The following is an 18643-nucleotide window of genomic DNA, read 5'->3' on the forward strand; positions in this document are numbered from 1 at the left end:
GCCTATACGGTCGCTTGCAGCAGCAGTTGCCTGAACTGTGCCAGCGGCACGGGCCGGCTGTGCAGGTAGCCTTGGTAGAGGTGGCAGCCCAGGCTTTGTAAAAACATCAGTTGCGGTAATTGCTCGACCCCTTCAGCCACCACTTGAAGCTTCAGGCTGCGGGCCATCGCGACAATCGCCCGGATGATTTCCGCGTCGTTGGGGTCGTGGATGGCATCGCGAACGAACGACTGGTCGATCTTCAGCGTATTGACGGGCAAGCGCTTGAGGTGCGTCAGCGACGAATAACCGGTACCGAAATCATCCATCGCAAAACTGACGCCCAGCGCGATTAACTGGCGCATTTTGGCGATGGTGTCTTCCAGGTTCTGAATGACGATGCCTTCGGTGACTTCCAGCTTGAGCATCGAACAGGGCAGGTGATGCTTGCGCAGGCTCGATTGTACGTGTTCGACAAAGTCATTCTGGCGGAACTGGCGCGGGCTGATGTTCACACACAGGCTGAAGTCATCCGGGTCAATCAGGCCTTCGCTCAACAATTGGCCGAGCGAGCGGCACGCTTCGTCGAGAATCCAGGCACCAACGTCAATGATCAGGCCGCTGTCTTCCAGAATCTTGATGAACTCGGCCGGTGATTGCGCGCCCAGTTGCGGGTGCTGCCAGCGCACCAGTGCTTCAGCCCCGACGATGCGGTTCTGGCGGGCGTCGACCTGCGGTTGGAAATGCAGGCTGAACTCATTGCGGGCCAGTGCGGTGCGCAAGTCATTTTCCATGCGCATGCGTTCGCTGGCCGCGGTTTGCATGTCGAAGTGGAACAGTTGCGTGGTGTTGCGCCCCGAATCCTTGGCCCGGTACAGTGCAATATCCGCCCGTTTGAGCAGGTCGGCCGGGACGGTGCCGTGATCGGGTAGCAGCACAATGCCGATGCTGGGTGTGACTTGAAGGCGCTGGCTGTCGAGAAACATCGGCTCGGCCAGCAGTTGGCGCAAGGTGTCGGCGGTGTTGCGCACTGACTGGGTCACGGCGTCGAGCGAGCCTGTCAGGCCGGTCAGCAACACCACGAATTCGTCACCGCCCAGGCGCGCTACGGTGTCCTGGCTGCGCACGCTGGCTTCGAGGCGAGCGGTGATGATGTTCAGCACCACGTCGCCCACCGGGTGGCCCAGCGAGTCGTTGATGTGCTTGAAATGGTCGAGGTCCAGAAACAGCAGGGCCCCTCGTTGGTCATGCAGTTTAAGCCGTGCGGTTTGCTGGCTGAGACGGTCCATCAGCAAGGCACGGTTGGGCAGGTTGGTCAGCGGGTCATGGTAAGCCAAGTGCCGCACCTGGGCCTGCGCTGCCTTGAGCTGGCTGATGTCACGGGCGGTTAACAGCAGGCACGGCAAGTCGTTGAGGGTGATTTGTTCAATCGAAATCTCGACGGTAAGCACGTCGCCGTGTTTCGACCGCCCGCTGACTTCCAGGTGGCTGATGCGACCTTTGCGCGCTAGCTCATCGAGCAGCAGCGAACGTTTTGAAGCCTCGCCCCAAATGCCCAGTTCGTAAGGGTTGCGGCCAATGACCTCGGCGCTGCTGTAGCCGGTCAACCGGGTAAAACCGTCATTGACCTCCAGGTAGTTGCCGCTGGCCAGTTCGCTGATGGTGATGGCATCGGGGCTTGAGTGGAAGGCCTTGGCGAACTTCTCTTCGCTGGCTTTCAGGGCGGCTCCCGCGCGCTGTTGCTCGGTGATATCGAGCAGGGTGCCGGCCATGCGCAGCGGCGACCCGGCGGCGTCGCGGTATAGTCTGGCGCGGCACTCGAGGTAGCGCGAGGTGCCGTTTTCAAGCGGCACGCGGTACGTCAGCTGGTAGTTGCCGGCAGGGCCGTCGCGCAGTTCCCGGTAGGCGTTGCGCATGTTGGCGCGTTCTTCTTCGGGAACTCCGTCGAAAAAAGCATCGAACAGGTCGTTAAATGGCACGGGCTTGAGGCCGTGCAGGCGTGCCGCCCTGGCCGAGCCGTAGAGTCGGCCGCTGGGAATATGCCAGTCCCAGGTGCCCAGTTGCGCCGAGTCCAGGGCCAGGTCCAGGCGCTCCTGGCTGTCGATCAGGGCCTGTTCGGCCTCTTTGCGTTTGCTGGTGTCCAGGAACGTGCTGACCAGGTAGGCCTCATCCTGCAGTTCGACCCGTTGTGCATAGAGGATGCCGTCGTGCAATTCGCCGTTGCGGCTGCGCAGTTGCACTTCCATGTTGACTGCCGCGCCCTGGCTGCGGATGGCCTGAATAAACGCCCTGCGCTGCTGAGGGTCGGGCCACAGGCCCAGCTCCACGGTGGTGCGACCGATGGCTTCGGCAGGGGGCCAGCCCAGCAGGCTTTCGAGCAAATGATTGGCCTCGCTGATCAGCCCGTCTTCAAGGCGCACCAGCAGGACCATGTGTGGAGACAACTGAAACAGGGTGCTGAAGCGTTGTTCAGAGCTGTCCAGGGCCTGCTCGCGCTGGCGCTGGGAGGTGACATCGCGAATCACCCCCATCATGCGCGCCGGGCCGTTCTTGCGGGTGGACAGGCTGCCGCGGATTTCGATCCAGCGCAGGCTGGCATCGTGCCAGCGGATGCGGTGGTGAGTGACATGCTCCAGCGGGGCTCCATTGGCAATCGCCTCAAACGCACGCTGGGCCTTGGCCCAGTTGTCGAAGGGCAAGGTGTGCAACAGCTCCAGGTGGCATGGCAACGCGTGCTTCGGGCTCAGGCCAAAGACCGCCTGGGCACCTTCAGACCAGCGAATGTCGCCGCTGTCCAGGTCCCAACACCATGCGGCCAGTTGAGCGGCATTGACGGCGGCGAGCAGGTCACCAGCGTCCAGCCAGCCTTGCGCGCGCGATTGCAGGGTGACGTCTGTTGAACCGGGTTGGGGTTGCACAGCGTCGGTGGTGTCTACCATTGACGGCGGTCCTTGAGCTGAAAAGTCCGGGAAGCGGTTTTGCGCCTGTGTAGGTTGCCTACTCAGGTCGGCTGAGTGTGAAGGCTGTCGACCTGAGCATCCAGTAGCGTCATGAAAGCGTGTGCGGCATTCGACAAAGTCCTTTCGGTATGAACGATGTAGCCTAGCTGGCGTGTCAGTTGTATGCCCGGCAGGCAGACGGAAGCGACTTGTTCATCCAGCATGGTGCGAGGCAGTACACTCCAGGCCAGCCCGATGGACACCATCATTTTGATGGTTTCCAGGTAGTTGGTGCTCATGGCGATATTGGGCGTCAGGCCCTGGGCTTCGAACAGGCGCTGCACGATATGGTGGGTGAAGGTGTTGCCGCCCGGGAAAACCGCCGGGTGAAGGGCAATGTCCGCCATGCTGACGACCGCCCGTCGGGTCAGGCTGTGTTCTGGGGCAACCACAAAGTCCAGCGGGTCATCCCACACGGGCACGGCGCGAATCAACGAGTGAGGTTCGGGGGCAAGGGTAATCACGGCCAGTTCGGCGCGGCCGTGGAGGATTTCTTCGTAGGCAACTTCCGAATCTAGAAACTGAATATCCAGCGCAACCTTGGGGTACGTGCGGGTGAACTCGCGCAGTAAAGGTGGCAACCGGTGCAGGCCAATGTGATGGCTGGTGGCCAGAGTCAACCGCCCGCTGACCTCACCGTTGAGGTTGTTGAGCGCTCGGCGGGTGTCGTCCAGTACGTTGAGAATCTGGTAGGCGCGCGGCAACAGTGCCCGGCCAGCTTCGGTCAGGCTGACCTCGCGGCCCAGGCGGTCAAACAGCCGCAGCTTAAGTTGCTGCTCAATGCTGGCGATGCGTTTGCTGATGGCCGGCTGCGTCAAAAACAAGCGCTCTGCGGCTCCCGAGAAGCTGCCGGTTTCTGCGATGGCAATAAAAGCATTGAGATTCGCGAGGTCCATCTATTCGAATTCCTATCGGTTATCCAAAGCATAAAAATTATGAATTTGAGTTATTCACTGTAACGCCATAGCATCGACCTCACAAGCCAAGTGGTTATTGGCACAGAAAGTAGCTGATGAGGAAACCGTCTGATGGCCGGCAAAACGCTCTACGACAAGCTCTGGGATTCGCATTTGGTCAAGCAGCGCGACGATGGTTCGGCGCTGATCTACATCGACCGTCATATCATTCACGAAGTGACGTCACCGCAAGCCTTTGAAGGCCTGCGCCTGGCAGGGCGCAAGCCTTGGCGCATCGATGCCAACATCGCGACCCCGGACCACAACGTACCGACCACGCCGGAGCGCAAAGGCGGGATCGAGGCCATTGCTGACCAGGTGTCCCGTTTGCAGGTGCAAACCCTCGACGACAACTGTGACGAATATGGCATCACTGAATTCAAGATGAATGACGTACGTCAGGGCATCGTTCACGTGATCGGCCCGGAGCAGGGCGCAACCTTGCCGGGCATGACCGTGGTGTGTGGCGACTCCCACACCTCCACCCACGGCGCGTTTGGCGCATTGGCCCATGGCATCGGCACCTCCGAGGTGGAGCACGTGCTCGCCACGCAGTGCCTGGTGGCCAAAAAAATGAAAAACATGCGGGTGAGCGTTGAAGGGCAATTGCCGTTCGGCGTGACCGCCAAGGACATCGTGCTGGCGGTGATCGGCAAAATCGGCACCGCTGGCGGTAATGGCCATGCCATTGAATTTGCCGGCAGCGCCATTCGCGACCTGTCCGTCGAAGGCCGCATGACCATCTGCAACATGTCCATCGAAGCCGGTGCCCGTGTGGGCCTGGTGGCGGCCGATGAGAAAACCGTTGAATACGTCAAGGGCCGCCCTTTTTCCCCAAAAGGCGCGGAATGGGACTTGGCGGTAGAGGCCTGGAAAGACCTGGTGTCTGATGCCGACGCGCACTTCGACACCGTGATTGAGCTCGATGCTGCCCAGATCAAGCCGCAAGTGAGCTGGGGCACGTCGCCCGAAATGGTCTTGGCCGTGGATCAGAACGTGCCCGATCCGGCGCAGGAAGCTGACCTGGTCAAGCGTGGCTCTATTGAACGCGCCTTGAAGTACATGGGCTTGAGCGCCAATCAGGCCATTACCGACATTCAACTGGACCGTGTGTTTATCGGCTCGTGCACCAACTCGCGCATTGAAGACCTGCGTGCCGCTGCGGTGATTGCCAAGGGCCGCAAAGTGGCGTCCACCATCAAGCAGGCCATCGTGGTGCCGGGCTCGGGCCTGGTGAAAGCGCAGGCGGAATCCGAAGGCCTGGACAAAATCTTCCTGGAAGCCGGTTTTGAGTGGCGCGAGCCGGGCTGCTCGATGTGCCTGGCGATGAACCCGGACCGCCTGGAGTCGGGCGAGCACTGCGCGTCCACCTCCAACCGTAACTTTGAAGGCCGTCAGGGCGCGGGGGGGCGTACCCATTTGGTCAGCCCGGCCATGGCCGCCGCTGCCGCTGTAAACGGTCGTTTTATCGACGTCCGCGAATTGATCTGAGGAGCGCAGCATGAAAGCTTTTACCCAGCACACCGGGCTTGTCGCACCTTTGGATCGCGCCAACGTCGACACCGACCAAATCATTCCCAAGCAGTTTTTGAAGTCGATCAAGCGCACCGGCTTTGGCCCGAACCTGTTTGATGAGTGGCGCTACCTGGACGTGGGCCAACCGTACCAGGACAACTCCAAGCGCCCGTTGAACACCGATTTTGTGCTCAACAACGAACGCTATCAGGGGGCCAGTGTGTTGCTGGCCCGTGAAAACTTCGGTTGCGGCTCAAGCCGTGAACACGCGCCCTGGGCGCTGGAAGAGTACGGCTTTCGCAGCATCATCGCGCCCAGTTATGCCGACATCTTCTTCAATAACAGCTTCAAAAACGGCTTGTTGCCGATCATTTTGAGCGATGCCGACGTTGATGAACTGTTTGCCCAGGTAGAAGCCGAACCGGGCTATCAGTTGACGATTGACCTGCAAGCACAAACCGTCACCCGCCCGGATGGCAAAGTGCTGAGCTTTGAGATCGATGCGTTTCGCAAGCATTGCCTGCTCAATGGCCTGGATGACATTGGCCTGACCTTGCAAGACCACGAGGCGATTGCCGCGTTTGAAGGCAAGCACCGCGCCAGTCAGCCGTGGTTGTTCCGCGACGCTTAAAAAGGCTCGCTCCTCCTGTAGGCGCGTGCTGGCTCGCGAAGGTATTACCACGGTGTGTTGTGAGCCTGGGGTGCCTGTATCGCGAGCCGGTCCGCGCCCACACAAAATGTGCAATTAAGGGTATTCAGCATGACCAGCACCGCCCAACACAGCCAGGTTGTTCAAAAACAATTCGGTGAACAGGCCTCGGCCTATCTGAGCAGCACTGTGCACGCCCAAGGCACCGAATTTGCCCTGCTGAAGGCCGAACTGGCGGGCAAGACTCACGCCCGCGTGCTGGACCTGGGGTGCGGCGCGGGCCATGTGAGTTTTCACGTGGCCGCGCTGGTCAACGAGGTGGTGGCCTACGACCTGTCGCAGCAAATGCTCGATGTGGTCAGCGCTGCGGCCACTGAGCGGAGTTTGCACAACATCACCACCGTGTGCGGTGCCGCCGAGCGCTTGCCATTTGCCGACGCCGAGTTCGATTACGTGCTGAGCCGTTATTCGGCGCACCACTGGAGCGACCTCGGCCAGGCCTTGCGCGAAGTGCGTCGGGTGCTCAAGCCCGGCGGTGTGGCGGCCTTTATTGATGTGATGTCCCCCGGCAGCCCTTTGTTCGACACCTACTTGCAGAGCGTTGAAGTACTGCGCGACACCAGTCATGTGCGGGATTACTCGGCCGGTGAATGGTTGCGTCAGGTCAGCGAGGCGGGGCTGCACACGCGCAGCACACAGCGTCAGCGTTTACGTTTAGAGTTCACCTCCTGGATCGAGCGCATGCGTACGCCGCCCGTTATGAGTGCCGCCATTCGCGAGCTGCAACAGTCGATGGGCACCGAGGTGCGCGATTATTTTGAAATTCAGGCCGATGGCACGTTCAGCACGGATGTTTTGGTGCTGTGGTGCGAGAAGTCGCAGGGCTGATCCCTGACCCTTTTCAGGTGCGCCCGCGGGGGCACCACTCAGACAAAAAAGAGGAACCCATGAGCAAGCGTATTCTGATTCTCCCAGGTGACGGTATTGGCCCGGAAATCATGGCCCAGGCCGTCAAAGTGCTGGAAGCGGCGAACGAGAAGTTCAACCTTGACGTCGTGCTGAGCCATGACGTGATCGGCGGCGCGGCCATCGACAAGCATGGCGTGCCACTGGCTGACGAAACCCTGGAGCGTGCCCGTGCTGCAGACGCCGTGCTGCTGGGTGCCGTGGGCGGCCCGAAATGGGACAAGATTGAGCGTGATATCCGCCCTGAGCGCGGCCTGCTGAAGCTGCGTTCGCAACTGGGCCTGTTCGGTAACCTGCGCCCGGCGATTCTGTACCCGCAACTGGCCGATGCGTCGAGCCTCAAGCCAGAAATCGTCGCGGGCCTGGATATCCTGATCGTTCGTGAATTGACTGGCGGCATTTACTTTGGCGCACCACGAGGCACCCGCGAGCTGGAAAATGGCGAGCGTCAGGCCTACGACACCCTGCCGTACAGCGAAAGCGAAATCCGTCGCATTGCCCGCGTGGGCTTCGACATGGCCCGTGTACGCGGCAAAAAACTGTGCTCGGTGGACAAGGCCAACGTGCTGGCGTCCAGCCAACTGTGGCGTGAAGTTGTCGAGCAAGTGGCCCAGGACTACCCGGATATCGAACTGAGCCACATGTACGTTGATAACGCGGCCATGCAACTGGTGCGTGCGCCCAAGCAATTCGACGTGATCGTCACCGACAACATGTTTGGCGACATTCTGTCGGACGAAGCCTCGATGCTGACCGGTTCCATCGGCATGCTGCCATCGGCTTCGCTGGATGCTGACAACAAGGGCTTGTACGAGCCGTGCCACGGTTCGGCACCTGACATCGCGGGGCAGGGCATTGCCAACCCGCTGGCGACCATTTTGTCGGTGTCGATGATGTTGCGTTACAGCTTTAACGAGCAGGCCGTTGCGCACGCGATCGAGTTGGCTGTCAGCCGTGTTCTGGACCAGGGCTTGCGCACCGGTGACATCTGGTCGGCGGGTTGCACCAAGGTCGGAACACAGGAAATGGGCGATGCAGTAGTCGCGGCGCTACAGAATCTGTAATCTCTCGGGCCCGTTACTTCCTGTTGGTGGAAGTAACGACCCCACTTTTTGTTAAAGGTGTAGTTGCGATGAAACGTGTAGGTCTGGTCGGTTGGCGCGGTATGGTTGGTTCCGTGCTCATGCAGCGGATGCTGGAAGAGCAGGATTTCGATCTGATCGAGCCGGTGTTTTTCACTACCTCCAATGTCGGTGGGCAAGGTCCTTCCGTGGGCAAAGACATTGCCCCGCTGAAGGATGCTTACAACATTGAAGAGTTAAAAACCCTCGATGTCATTCTGACCTGCCAGGGCGGCGACTACACCAGTGAGGTGTTCCCCAAGCTGCGCGAGGCGGGCTGGCAAGGGTATTGGATCGATGCGGCATCGACCCTGCGCATGCAGGATGACGCCGTGATCATCCTGGATCCGGTCAACCGTCGGGTGATCGATCAGCAACTGGATGCGGGCACCAAGAACTACATTGGCGGCAACTGTACTGTCAGCCTGATGTTGATGGGCCTGGGCGGCCTGTTCGAAGCGGGCCTGGTGGAATGGATGAGCGCCATGACCTATCAGGCGGCCTCGGGTGCCGGCGCGCAGAACATGCGCGAGCTGATCAAGCAAATGGGGGCCACTCATGCCGCCGTTGCCGATCAACTGGCCGACCCGGCCAGCGCCATCCTCGATATCGACCGTCGTGTGGCTGAAGCCATGCGCAGTGATGCCTACCCGACCGAGAACTTCGGCGTGCCATTGGCCGGTAGCCTGATTCCGTGGATCGACAAGGAACTGCCAAACGGTCAAAGCCGTGAAGAGTGGAAAGCGCAGGCTGAAACCAACAAGATCCTGGGTCGCTTCAAAAACCCGGTTCCGGTGGACGGCATTTGCGTGCGCATCGGTGCCATGCGTTGCCACAGCCAGGCATTGACCATCAAGCTGAACAAGGATGTGCCCATTGCGGACATCGAAGGTTTGATCAGCCAGCACAACCCGTGGGTCAAACTGGTGCCCAACCAGCGTGAAATCAGCATGCAAGAGCTGAGCCCGACCAAAGTGACAGGCACCCTGAATGTGCCGGTTGGCCGCTTGCGCAAACTGAACATGGGTTCGCAGTTCCTCGGTGCGTTCACCGTGGGCGACCAGCTGTTGTGGGGTGCGGCCGAGCCGTTGCGCCGCATGCTGCGGATTCTGCTGGAGCGTTGATTCGCCCTTGGCTGCACATGACCCGCCTCTCGCAAGAGTCGCGGGTTTTTTAATGGCCTGTTCACCGGCCGGTACGGCTAAAAGTCGCTGTGCGTTGCCTCTGCGAGTCGTGCCCGTTAAAGTGCCGCTCCCCACGTTTCGCCTGAGGTAGACACATGAGCCAGTCCTTTGATATCGCCGTCGTCGGCGCCACCGGCACTGTCGGCGAAACCCTGGTCCAGATTCTTGAAGAGCGCCAAGTCCCGATCGGTCAATTGCACCTGCTGGCCAGTATCGAATCGGCCGGCAGCTCGGTGCCTTTTCGCGGCAAAAATACGCGGGTCCGGGAAGTCGATGTGTTCGATTTCAGCCAGGTACAACTGGTCTTTTTTGCGGCTGGCCCGGCCATTACCTTGAGCTATGCCGAGAAGGCCTGTGCCGCCGGGTGCATGGTCATCGATTTGTCGGGCGGGTTGACGCCAGCCCAGGCCCCGCGCGTGGTGCCTGAGGCCAATGCCCACGTGCTGTCGGGCTTGAGCCAACCGGCACACATCAGCAGCCCAAGCCCGTCTGCTACCGCGTTGGCGGTGGTATTGGCACCGTTGCGCGCGGTGCTGGATATTCAGCGGGTGAATGTGACTGCTTGCCTGGCGGTATCGGCTCAAGGGCGCGAAGCGGTGTCCGAGCTGGCACGCCAGACCGCGGAGTTACTGAACTTGCGCCCGTTGGAGTCGACGTTTTTCGATCGTCAGATGGCGTTTAACCTGCTGGCGCAGGTGGGCAAGCCGGGTGCGCAAGGGCATGTGCCCCTGGAAAAACGTCTAGTGACAGAATTGCGTGAAGTCCTCGGTATGCCAGCGCTGAAAATATCGGTGACCTGTGCTCAAGCGCCTGTGTTTTTTGGCGATAGCTTTAGTGTGTCGTTGCAATTGGCCGGTGCGGTAGACCTGGGCGCGGTCAATGCAGCGCTGGAAGCGGCAGAGGGCATCGAGCTGGTCGATGCGGGGGATTACCCGACAGCGGTGGGGGATGCGGTCGGTCAGGACGTGGTCTATGTGGGCAGGGTTCGTCATGGTGTGGACGACACGTCGGAACTTAATCTGTGGGTGGCGTCTGACAATGTACGTAAAGGTGCCGCGCTAAACGCCGTGCAACTGGCGCAGTTGTTGATAAAAGACGTGCTGTAAAAGATACTTGGCGACAATTTTCAGCATGGCTCCAACGTCGGTCGTCGCAGTCAAGCTGCTGTCAGGGCTTACCAAAGTAACGCGACAGCGCACATGCAGGCACACGCCTCATGGCCTGTTTTCAGGCAGCAGCTATACAGGTCTCGTGAGACGAGGCCTGTACCCATAAGGAAGAGGCTATGGTTCAGGTTCGTAAATTAGTGTTAGCAATAGCCGCCGCTTCGGCGCTGTCATCCGGCCTGGTTCAGGCGCTGGAGCTCGGAGAGCTGACCCTGAAGTCGACTCAGAACCAACCCTTGTTGGCTGAAATTGAACTGCTGGACGTCAAGGACCTGACCGCCGCTGAAGTGATTCCAGGCCTTGCGCCTGCCGACGAATTTGCCAAGGCCGGCGTGCCGCGCCCGGCTTATCTGGAAGATTTGCGTTTCACACCGGTGATTCAGGCTGATGGCAAGAGCGTGCTGCGCGTCACCTCCAGCCAGCCGTTGTCCGAACCCTTCGTGAAGTTCCTGGTGCAGGTGATGTGGCCCAGCGGTCGCTTGCTGCGTGATTACAGCGTGTTACTCGACCCGGCCAAGTTCTCGCCCCAGACCGTCGCGGCGGCTTCGCAGCCAGTGGCGGTCGTTACGCCCGGGCAGCACACCACCACGGCGCGTGACACCTTGTGGGAAATCGCCGCGAAGGCGCGCAATGGCGGCTCGGTGCAACAAACGATGCTGGCCATTCAAGCGCTCAACCCGGATGCCTTTATCAACGGCAACATTAACCGGTTGAAAACCGGGCAAGTACTGCGCCTGCCGGATGCCGGGCAAAGCACTCAGTTGCCGCATGCCAAGGCGGTCGCCGAAGTGGCCTCGCAGAACGCCGACTGGCGCAGCGGCCGGCGCACCACGCCGCTGGCTCAGCAACTGGATGCCACCGGGCGTACCCCTGTCGCACCTGCCCGGCCCGCCCAGGCCACGGCCAGCGATAACCTGAGCCTGGTAGCGGCTCAGCCGGGCAACGGCAAGGGCGCAACAGGCGATGCCAAACAACTGAGCGACAAGCTGGCCACCACCCAGGAAAGCCTGGATACCAGCCGGCGTGAAAATGCCGAGTTGCAAAGCCGCATGACCGACCTGCAAAGCCAGCTGGACAAACTGCAGCGGCTGATTGCGTTGAAAAACGATCAGTTGGCCAGGCTCCAGGCGCAGAGCGGTGAACCGCTCGACACCTCGGTAGAGGTGCCCGCCCAATTGGACGCGGCGCTTGACGGCCCGGAGGCCGACATAGCACCGGCTGCACAGGGCTCCCCCGCGACCGCCATACCGCCTGCTCCGGTTGAGGGCGACGCCGCAGCCGATGAACGCAACCTTCAACACCTGCTGGGCAGCCCGGCATTGGCTGGGGTGATCGGGGGGGCAGCAGTGTTGTTACTGTTGCTGTTGTTGCTGTTCTTGCGCCGCCGCAAGGCGCAGCAGGCATCCGAACGGCACCTGCGCATGGCGCGGGCGCTTGAGCTCGAAGAGGAAGAAGCCGAGTTTGCCTCGGACCTCGACTTGCCGCAAAGCAGCTTCGAAGGGCTTGAAACGCCGCCGCGCAGTGTCAACCTTCAGGCTGCACCCGCGCCAAGCGCCGAACCCGAGCCAGCAGCGGCACCGGTGCCAGTGACCTCTGCACCCGTGAACGTGCCACCGGCCAGCGCCGATGATGATGTACTGGATCGCGCTGATGATCTGATCCGCCAGGTTCAGTTTTACGAAGCGGTGAAGTTGCTCAAAGGGGCGATTGAGCGCGCGCCTCAGCGCAGTGATCTGCGTCTGAAACTGATGCAGGTGTACGGGGAGCTGGACGAGCGGGAGGCGTTTATTGCGCAAGAGCGTCAACTGATTGCCAATGGCCGCAATTACGCCGAAGTCGAACAGTTGAAAAAACGTTACCCGACGATGGCCGTCGCCACGGGCATCGCCTCGGCCGCTGTGGCGGCTCAATTGCAGTCCGATTTCGTCAGGGAGATGATGCGTGATGACCGGGTTGTCGAGGCTGAACCTGTGGCCAAACCGCCTGCAGACCCGTTTGATGACGATTTCGACTTGAGCCTTGACGAGCTCGAAGCCGCTTCACCCGCAGCGTTGCCAGCAGACCCGGTTAAGCCGGTCGCCAGCGCGGCAGTGGATTTTGATGCGGTGCTCAAACAGCAAGCGGATGCCCAGGAGCCAGTCGATCCGTCATCGGCGTTCGATCTGCCGGCTGACTTTGATTTGTCGCTGGCGGATGAAACCGTATCACCTGAAGCGGCACCCGACAGCTTTTCCATTGAGCTGGACAAGGTCAATGCTGAGCTGCGGCGCCTGTCTCAAGACCTTGAACAACCCGCGATGGATATGCCCTTTACGGATGCGCCTCTGGCTGTCGACGATGAGCCTGAGTTCGATTTTCTGTCGGGCGCTGATGAAGCCGCCACCAAACTCGATCTGGCGCAGGCCTATATCGACATGGGCGATAGCGACGGTGCCCGGGACATCCTCAACGAAGTGCTGAACGAAGGCAGCGAGCAGCAGCAGGGCGAAGCACAAGAAATGCTCGCGCGCCTTGTCTGATACGTTGTCACCGTGATGCCCAGCGGCAGCCTTCAGGGCTGCCGTTGTTTTTTCTGCGCGGGCCACATGATGCATGGCGTCTTGGCGGGTGCGCCTTATAATGGCCGCCTATGCGTTTATGAGCAGGCTGTAAGTCCTTGGCAAATATAGATAACCCGGCAGCAGAAATGGCTGCCGAAGGCTTTTCCCGAATCGCGTTGGGCGTGGAATACAAAGGTTCGCGTTACTGTGGCTGGCAGCGCCAGGCCAGTGGCGTGCTGACCGTCCAGGAAACCCTGGAGAACGCGTTGTCGAAAGTGGCGGCATCGCCCGTTACCGTGTCGTGCGCCGGGCGCACCGATGCCGGTGTTCATGCGTGCGGGCAAGTGGTGCACTTCGATACCCGGGCCGAACGTTCCCTGAAAGCCTGGGTGATGGGGGCCAACATCAATTTGCCCCATGACATCAGTGTCAGTTGGGCCAAGGTCATGCCCGCGCACTTTCACGCGCGCTTCAAGGCCATCGCCCGGCGCTATCGCTATGTGATCTACAACGACCAGATCCGTCCGGCCCATCTCAACCAGGAAGTGACCTGGAACCACCGTCCGCTGGATGTCGAACGCATGGCCGAGGCTGCGCAGTATCTGCTGGGCGTGCATGACTTCAGCGCTTTTCGCGCGGGTCAGTGCCAGGCCAAATCACCGATCAAGGAAATGCACCACCTGCGGGTGACCCGTCATGGTCAGATGATCGTGCTGGACATCCGCGCCAGCGCTTTTCTGCACCACATGGTGCGCAATATCGCCGGTGTCCTGATGACCATTGGCGCAGGCGAAAGGCCCGTAGAGTGGATCCGGGAGGTGCTCGAAAGCCGCGAGCGCCGCTCAGGGGGCGTGACCGCGCACCCGTACGGGTTGTACCTGGTGCAGGTGGAATACAAGGACGAGTTTGAGTTACCGCAGCGGTATATCGGCCCACATTTCCTGACGGGATTTACCGAACTCGGCGGCTGACGCCCGGATAAGCATTTGTTACCATCCGGGGCTTTCGCGCTTAAGCCACGGGGTGTATTCCAGATGTCCGTCGTTCGAAGCAAGATCTGCGGTATTACCCGCATAGAGGACGCGTTGGCCGCGGTTGCCGCCGGGGCTGACGCCATTGGGTTTGTGTTCTACGCCAAAAGCCCGCGCGCAGTAAGCGCCGGGCAGGCGCGAGCAATCATTGCGGCTTTGCCGCCGTTCGTCACCACGGTGGGGTTGTTCGTCAACGCCAGTGCGTGCGAGCTTAATGAAACCCTGGATGCCGTGCCGCTGGATTTGCTGCAATTTCATGGCGATGAAACCGCCGAGCAGTGCGAAGGGTTTCATCGGCCGTATATCAAGGCGCTGCGCGTGAAAGCGGGCGATGACATCGCGGCGGCTTGCGCGGCGTATAAAAGTGCCAGCGGTATTTTGCTGGATGCTTACGTCGAAGGCATACCCGGCGGAACGGGGCAGGCCTTTGACTGGTCATTGATCCCGCAGGGGTTGAGCACGCCGATTATTCTGGCCGGCGGTCTCACGGTCGACAACGTGGCCGAAGCCATTGCTCGGGTCAAACCTTACGCCGTGGATGTCAGCGGCGGCGTAGAAAAGGCCAAGGGCATCAAGGATCACGTTAAGATTCAAGCCTTTATGAAAACGGTTCGCGCAACATACTGAGGCTCAATGTGACGGTTGGCAGTCTGCCACCGTCCATCATGACCGCTGTAAAAAGCAGTCGGGCCTGGTGGGTTGACGGGCAAAAATTAACATGGCGGCCGCTGTGCGGCGTGCTGCCAGGAAGGCTGAGGGTTGCGAAGGGGGTGGGTTTGCCGTGTGCAGACCGCGCTTGGGTCAATCATCGCCGTACATCTAATGAATTTAGCTCAAGGGCATACACGGGGCTTGAACCCACGGGTTCAGGTCGCCGGTACTGGAGAAAGAAAGCATGAGCAACTGGTTGGTAGACAAGCTGATTCCTTCGATCATGCGTTCCGAGGTCAAAAAGAGCTCGGTACCTGAAGGCCTGTGGCACAAATGCCCGTCTTGCGACGCCGTGCTTTATCGTCCAGAGCTGGAAAAGACCCTGGACGTTTGCCCCAAGTGCAATCACCACATGCGCATCGGCGCGCGCGCGCGCATCAACATCTTCCTGGACGCCGAAGGCCGTCAGGAACTGGGTGCCGAACTGGAACCGGTTGACCGCCTGAAATTCCGCGACAGCAAGAAGTACAAGGACCGTCTGGTGGCTGCGCAAAAGCAGACCGGCGAAAAAGACGCGCTGGTGTCCATGAGCGGTACGTTGCTGGGTATGCCAGTGGTGGTGTCGGCGTTTGAATTCTCGTTCATGGGCGGCTCGATGGGCGCTATTGTCGGTGAGCGTTTTGTCCGCGCGGCCAACTATGCCCTCGAACATCGCTGCCCGATGATCTGTTTCGCGGCCTCTGGCGGTGCGCGGATGCAAGAAGCGCTGATCTCCCTGATGCAAATGGCCAAGACCTCTGCGGTGCTGGCGCGTCTGCGTGAAGAAGGCATTCCGTTTATCTCGGTACTGACTGACCCGGTGTATGGCGGCGTTTCGGCCAGCCTGGCGATGCTCGGTGACGTGATTGTGGCTGAGCCCAAAGCGCTGATCGGTTTTGCCGGCCCGCGTGTGATTGAACAGACCGTGCGTGAAAAGCTGCCGGAAGGCTTCCAGCGCAGCGAATTCCTGCTGGATCATGGTGCGATCGACTTGATCATCGCCCGCCAGGAACTGCGTCCGCGTCTGGGTAGCCTGCTGGCCCAAATGATGGGCCTGCCAACGCCGGTGTTTATCGCAACGCCCGTAGAAGCCATCGTGGTTCCGCCGGCTCCGGCGAACCTATGACCCAGCGCACCCTTGGCGAGTGGCTCGCCTATCTTGAACAGTTGCATCCATCTGCCATCGACATGGGGCTGGACCGCGCGCGCGAGGTAACGAACCGCATGGGCCTGCAAAAGCCTGCGCCTCGGGTGGTAACGGTTACGGGCACCAATGGCAAAGGCTCGACCTGTGCCTTTGTGGCTTCACTGCTGCGCGCACAAGGCCTGAAGGTGGGGGTTTATAGCTCGCCCCACCTGCTGCGTTACAACGAGCGGGTGCAGATCGACGGTGTCGAGGTGTCGGACGAGCGGCTCTGCGAGGCGTTCGCGGCGCTGGAAGCAGGGCGGGGCGATACGTCGCTGACGTACTTCGAAATGGGTACCCTGGCGGCATTCTGGCTGTTCGAGCATTCGGATCTGGATGCCGTGGTGCTGGAAGTGGGCCTGGGTGGGCGGCTGGATGCCGTCAATTTGGTGGATGCCGACGTGGCGCTGGTCACCAGCATTGGCGTCGACCATATCGAGTACCTGGGCAACACCCGGGAGTCGGTGGCCTTTGAGAAGGCGGGCATCTTTCGTGCGGGTAAACCCGCGTTGTGCGGCGACACGAACCCGCCGCAGCCCCTGCTGGAGAAAGCGCGAGAACTGGGCTGCCCACTGTTTGTGCGCGGTCGCGAATTCGACCTCACGGTCACCGAGCAGAGCTGGCAATGGCAAGGGCGCAACGCGCTCGGGCAGGCGATTGCTTTGCACGACCTGCCGCTGCTGGATTTGCCGATGGAAAACGCCGCCTTGGCGCTGCAGGCGTATGCCGTGATGGATTTGCCCTGGCAGCCGGAGCGCATCATCGATGCATTGCGGGCGGCACACGTGACCGGTCGTCTGGACCGTCGCGTGATTCATTGGCAGGGCAAACCGCTGAACCTGATGCTGGATGTGGGCCACAACCCCCATGCGGCCGAGTACCTGGCCGAGCGGTTGCAGCAGCGCCCGGTGGCGGGCAAGCGCCTGGCGGTGTTTGGCCTGCTGGCCGACAAGGACCTCAATGGCGTAGTGTCGGCCCTGGCCCCGCTGGTTGAGCATTGGGCGGTAACGCCGCTGGCCACCGGGCGCACGCGTTCGGCGGCCGATATTCAGGCGCAGTTGCAGGCGCTGGGAGCATCGGTTTCGGTTTACGGGAGCGTGGCGGCAGCGCTTGAGGCGCAGTGTGAACAGGCGCGCCCTGAAGACGAAATCCTGTTGTTTGGATCATTTTATTGTGTCGCTGAAGCGCTTGAGTGGTTGGAGCGGCATGCTGGGCAGGAGGCTGTGAATGGCTTTATTGGATAAGGTCTACAAACAACGGATGGTGGGTGCCCTGGTGTTGGTGGCGCTGGCTGTCATTTTCCTGCCGATGCTGTTCTCGCGTGAAGATGAACAGCGTCAGGTCATCGTGGACGCGCCAGCTGCACCGTCGATGCCCGTGATGGCACCGGTTCAGGTAGAGCCAGTGGCGGTGCCAGAACCCCAGGAGATTGCACAAGAGCCGGCCCCGGCCGAGCAGGAAGTGGTGGCGCAACCCGCCCCGGCACCTGTTGCACCGGTCGCGCCAAAACCGGTGGTAGCAGCACCCAAGCCGCCTGCCGTAACACCGGCGCAAACGGTCGCTCAGGCCCCGGCGAAACTCGACACCACGCAGAAGCGCGTCGACGCCAATGGCTTGCCGATCAGTTGGTCGATTCAACTGGTTAGCCTGTCCAATCGGGCAAGTGCCGACAATTTGCAAAAAACCTTGAGGAATCAAGGGTATAACGCTTATGTCCGTACCTCTGGAGGCATGAACCGGGTGTTTGTCGGCCCGTTGCTGGAACGTGCCGAAGCGGATCGATTGCGTGATTTGCTGGGCAAACAGCAGAATCTCAAAGGTTTTGTGGTGCGCTTTCAGCCTGAGCGTGAGTGAAGCGGCAAAAAGGTTCAATCTGATGGTCAAAGCGCTGATAAATCGCCTGACTTGAGAGGCGGCGCTCTGCTAAAATGCGCCGCCTTATCTATCCGTAGGCTGAACTGTGCCATTTACCTGGGTTGACTGGGCGATCGCTGCAATTGTCGCCATCTCCGCTTTGATCAGCTTAAAGCGCGGCTTCGTCAAGGAAGCCCTGTCGCTGTGCACCTGGATCATTGCCGGGGTCGTTGCCTGGATGTTCGGTGGTTCACTGTCTCAATACCTTGACGGCTATATCCAGACACCTTCCGCCCGCGTCATCGTCGGGTGCACCATCATGTTTGTCGCCACCTTGCTGGTCGGTGCCATGATCAACTTTCTTATCGGCGAACTGATTCGCGTCACCGGGCTGTCCGGGACCGACCGTTTTCTCGGCATGGCCTTTGGCGCTGCGCGTGGCGCGCTGCTGGTGGTCGTGGCCGTCGGGCTATTGAGCCTGGGGCCGGTACAGCAAGATTCGTGGTGGCAGGAGTCCAGGCTCGTGCCACATTTTCTATTGGTCGCTGACTGGTCCAAAAACCTCATTTTGGGGTGGAGCAGTCAGTGGTTGGCCAGCGGTATCAGCGTACCCGCTGATATTCCGTTCAAGGAGCATCTCTTGCCGGCGACTCAGTCCAGGTGAGTGGTGTTCAGTTCAGATCCATTAAGTAGGGGTTGCGTCGCATGTGTGGCATCGTCGGTATCGTCGGTAAGTCGAACGTCAATCAGGCGCTGTATGACGCGCTAACCGTCCTCCAGCACCGCGGCCAGGATGCTGCCGGTATT

At 60.4% G+C, this 18643-nt stretch carries 16 protein-coding genes; 14 read left to right on the plus strand and 2 right to left on the minus strand.

Features of this window, described 5'->3' with window-relative positions:
• Positions 1-2: 2 nt before the first annotated feature.
• Entirely contained in the window at positions 3-2918 is a 2916-nt protein-coding gene (locus Q1W15_RS09005; protein ID WP_300726611.1) for a bifunctional diguanylate cyclase/phosphodiesterase, read from the minus strand.
• Positions 2919-2980: 62 nt separating this feature from the next.
• Positions 2981-3874 (minus strand): LysR family transcriptional regulator, encoded by an 894-nt coding sequence (locus Q1W15_RS09010; protein WP_300726614.1) that lies wholly within the window; start codon positions 3872-3874, stop codon positions 2981-2983.
• Between the two features lie 132 nt (positions 3875-4006).
• Between Q1W15_RS09010 and leuC the strand changes: the two genes are divergently transcribed.
• The 14 genes from leuC to Q1W15_RS09080 form a co-directional block, all read left to right on the plus strand.
• Positions 4007-5425: a 3-isopropylmalate dehydratase large subunit gene (gene leuC, locus Q1W15_RS09015; RefSeq protein WP_300726616.1), complete on the plus strand. Its 1419-nt coding sequence runs from the start codon at positions 4007-4009 to the stop codon at positions 5423-5425.
• 10 nt (positions 5426-5435) lie between these two features.
• A complete protein-coding gene (leuD, locus tag Q1W15_RS09020; protein ID WP_300726618.1) occupies positions 5436-6080 on the plus strand; it encodes a 3-isopropylmalate dehydratase small subunit in 645 nt (214 codons plus the stop codon).
• 129 nt (positions 6081-6209) lie between these two features.
• The gene (locus Q1W15_RS09025) at positions 6210-6986 is read left to right on the plus strand and encodes a class I SAM-dependent methyltransferase (protein WP_300726620.1); all 777 of its coding nucleotides are present in this window, start codon (positions 6210-6212) and stop codon (positions 6984-6986) included.
• A 59-nt stretch (positions 6987-7045) separates the two neighbouring features.
• Complete coding sequence (gene leuB, locus Q1W15_RS09030) at positions 7046-8128, plus strand: 3-isopropylmalate dehydrogenase (RefSeq protein ID WP_300726622.1); 1083 nt, start codon at positions 7046-7048, stop codon at positions 8126-8128.
• A 68-nt stretch (positions 8129-8196) separates the two neighbouring features.
• The gene (gene asd / locus Q1W15_RS09035; protein ID WP_300726624.1) at positions 8197-9309 is read left to right on the plus strand and encodes an aspartate-semialdehyde dehydrogenase; all 1113 of its coding nucleotides are present in this window, start codon (positions 8197-8199) and stop codon (positions 9307-9309) included.
• Between the two features lie 155 nt (positions 9310-9464).
• Positions 9465-10475, plus strand: a complete 1011-nt coding sequence (locus Q1W15_RS09040; protein ID WP_300726626.1) for an aspartate-semialdehyde dehydrogenase — start codon at positions 9465-9467, stop codon at positions 10473-10475.
• A 179-nt stretch (positions 10476-10654) separates the two neighbouring features.
• The gene (locus Q1W15_RS09045) at positions 10655-13054 is read left to right on the plus strand and encodes a FimV/HubP family polar landmark protein (RefSeq protein ID WP_300726628.1); all 2400 of its coding nucleotides are present in this window, start codon (positions 10655-10657) and stop codon (positions 13052-13054) included.
• Between the two features lie 167 nt (positions 13055-13221).
• Positions 13222-14046: a tRNA pseudouridine(38-40) synthase TruA gene (gene truA, locus Q1W15_RS09050; protein ID WP_300726643.1), complete on the plus strand. Its 825-nt coding sequence runs from the start codon at positions 13222-13224 to the stop codon at positions 14044-14046.
• A gap of 63 nt (positions 14047-14109) precedes the next feature.
• Positions 14110-14733 (plus strand): phosphoribosylanthranilate isomerase, encoded by a 624-nt coding sequence (locus tag Q1W15_RS09055; RefSeq protein ID WP_300726630.1) that lies wholly within the window; start codon positions 14110-14112, stop codon positions 14731-14733.
• 268 nt (positions 14734-15001) lie between these two features.
• Positions 15002-15922 (plus strand): acetyl-CoA carboxylase, carboxyltransferase subunit beta, encoded by a 921-nt coding sequence (gene accD, locus Q1W15_RS09060; protein WP_300726632.1) that lies wholly within the window; start codon positions 15002-15004, stop codon positions 15920-15922.
• A complete protein-coding gene (folC, locus tag Q1W15_RS09065) occupies positions 15919-17226 on the plus strand; it encodes a bifunctional tetrahydrofolate synthase/dihydrofolate synthase (protein ID WP_300726634.1) in 1308 nt (435 codons plus the stop codon). Before accD ends, folC begins: the two co-directional genes overlap by 4 nt.
• Positions 17210-17836 (plus strand): SPOR domain-containing protein, encoded by a 627-nt coding sequence (locus Q1W15_RS09070; RefSeq protein WP_300726636.1) that lies wholly within the window; start codon positions 17210-17212, stop codon positions 17834-17836. Before folC ends, Q1W15_RS09070 begins: the two co-directional genes overlap by 17 nt.
• A gap of 106 nt (positions 17837-17942) precedes the next feature.
• Positions 17943-18500 carry a CvpA family protein gene (locus tag Q1W15_RS09075; RefSeq protein ID WP_300726638.1) on the plus strand — a complete coding sequence of 186 codons (558 nt, stop codon included), beginning with the start codon at positions 17943-17945 and terminating at the stop codon, positions 18498-18500.
• Between the two features lie 41 nt (positions 18501-18541).
• On the plus strand, positions 18542-18643 hold a 102-nt coding region (locus Q1W15_RS09080), incomplete at its 3' end, for a hypothetical protein (RefSeq protein WP_300726646.1).

The organism is Pseudomonas sp. (assembly GCF_030150285.1).
Taxonomy (GTDB): Bacteria; Pseudomonadota; Gammaproteobacteria; order Pseudomonadales; family Pseudomonadaceae; genus Aquipseudomonas.

What these genes read in the sequence shown, in the direction of transcription:
- Q1W15_RS09005 (WP_300726611.1), bottom strand. Translation starts at nt 2,918, where the DNA reads ATGGTAGACACCACCGACGCTGTGCAACCCCAACCCGGTTCAACAGAC.
- Q1W15_RS09010 (WP_300726614.1), bottom strand. Translation starts at nt 3,874, where the DNA reads ATGGACCTCGCGAATCTCAATGCTTTTATTGCCATCGCAGAAACCGGC.
- leuC (WP_300726616.1), top strand. Translation starts at nt 4,007, where the DNA reads ATGGCCGGCAAAACGCTCTACGACAAGCTCTGGGATTCGCATTTGGTC.
- leuD (WP_300726618.1), top strand. Translation starts at nt 5,436, where the DNA reads ATGAAAGCTTTTACCCAGCACACCGGGCTTGTCGCACCTTTGGATCGC.
- Q1W15_RS09025 (WP_300726620.1), top strand. Translation starts at nt 6,210, where the DNA reads ATGACCAGCACCGCCCAACACAGCCAGGTTGTTCAAAAACAATTCGGT.
- leuB (WP_300726622.1), top strand. Translation starts at nt 7,046, where the DNA reads ATGAGCAAGCGTATTCTGATTCTCCCAGGTGACGGTATTGGCCCGGAA.
- asd (WP_300726624.1), top strand. Translation starts at nt 8,197, where the DNA reads ATGAAACGTGTAGGTCTGGTCGGTTGGCGCGGTATGGTTGGTTCCGTG.
- Q1W15_RS09040 (WP_300726626.1), top strand. Translation starts at nt 9,465, where the DNA reads ATGAGCCAGTCCTTTGATATCGCCGTCGTCGGCGCCACCGGCACTGTC.
- Q1W15_RS09045 (WP_300726628.1), top strand. Translation starts at nt 10,655, where the DNA reads ATGGTTCAGGTTCGTAAATTAGTGTTAGCAATAGCCGCCGCTTCGGCG.
- truA (WP_300726643.1), top strand. Translation starts at nt 13,222, where the DNA reads ATGGCTGCCGAAGGCTTTTCCCGAATCGCGTTGGGCGTGGAATACAAA.
- Q1W15_RS09055 (WP_300726630.1), top strand. Translation starts at nt 14,110, where the DNA reads ATGTCCGTCGTTCGAAGCAAGATCTGCGGTATTACCCGCATAGAGGAC.
- accD (WP_300726632.1), top strand. Translation starts at nt 15,002, where the DNA reads ATGAGCAACTGGTTGGTAGACAAGCTGATTCCTTCGATCATGCGTTCC.
- folC (WP_300726634.1), top strand. Translation starts at nt 15,919, where the DNA reads ATGACCCAGCGCACCCTTGGCGAGTGGCTCGCCTATCTTGAACAGTTG.
- Q1W15_RS09070 (WP_300726636.1), top strand. Translation starts at nt 17,210, where the DNA reads ATGGCTTTATTGGATAAGGTCTACAAACAACGGATGGTGGGTGCCCTG.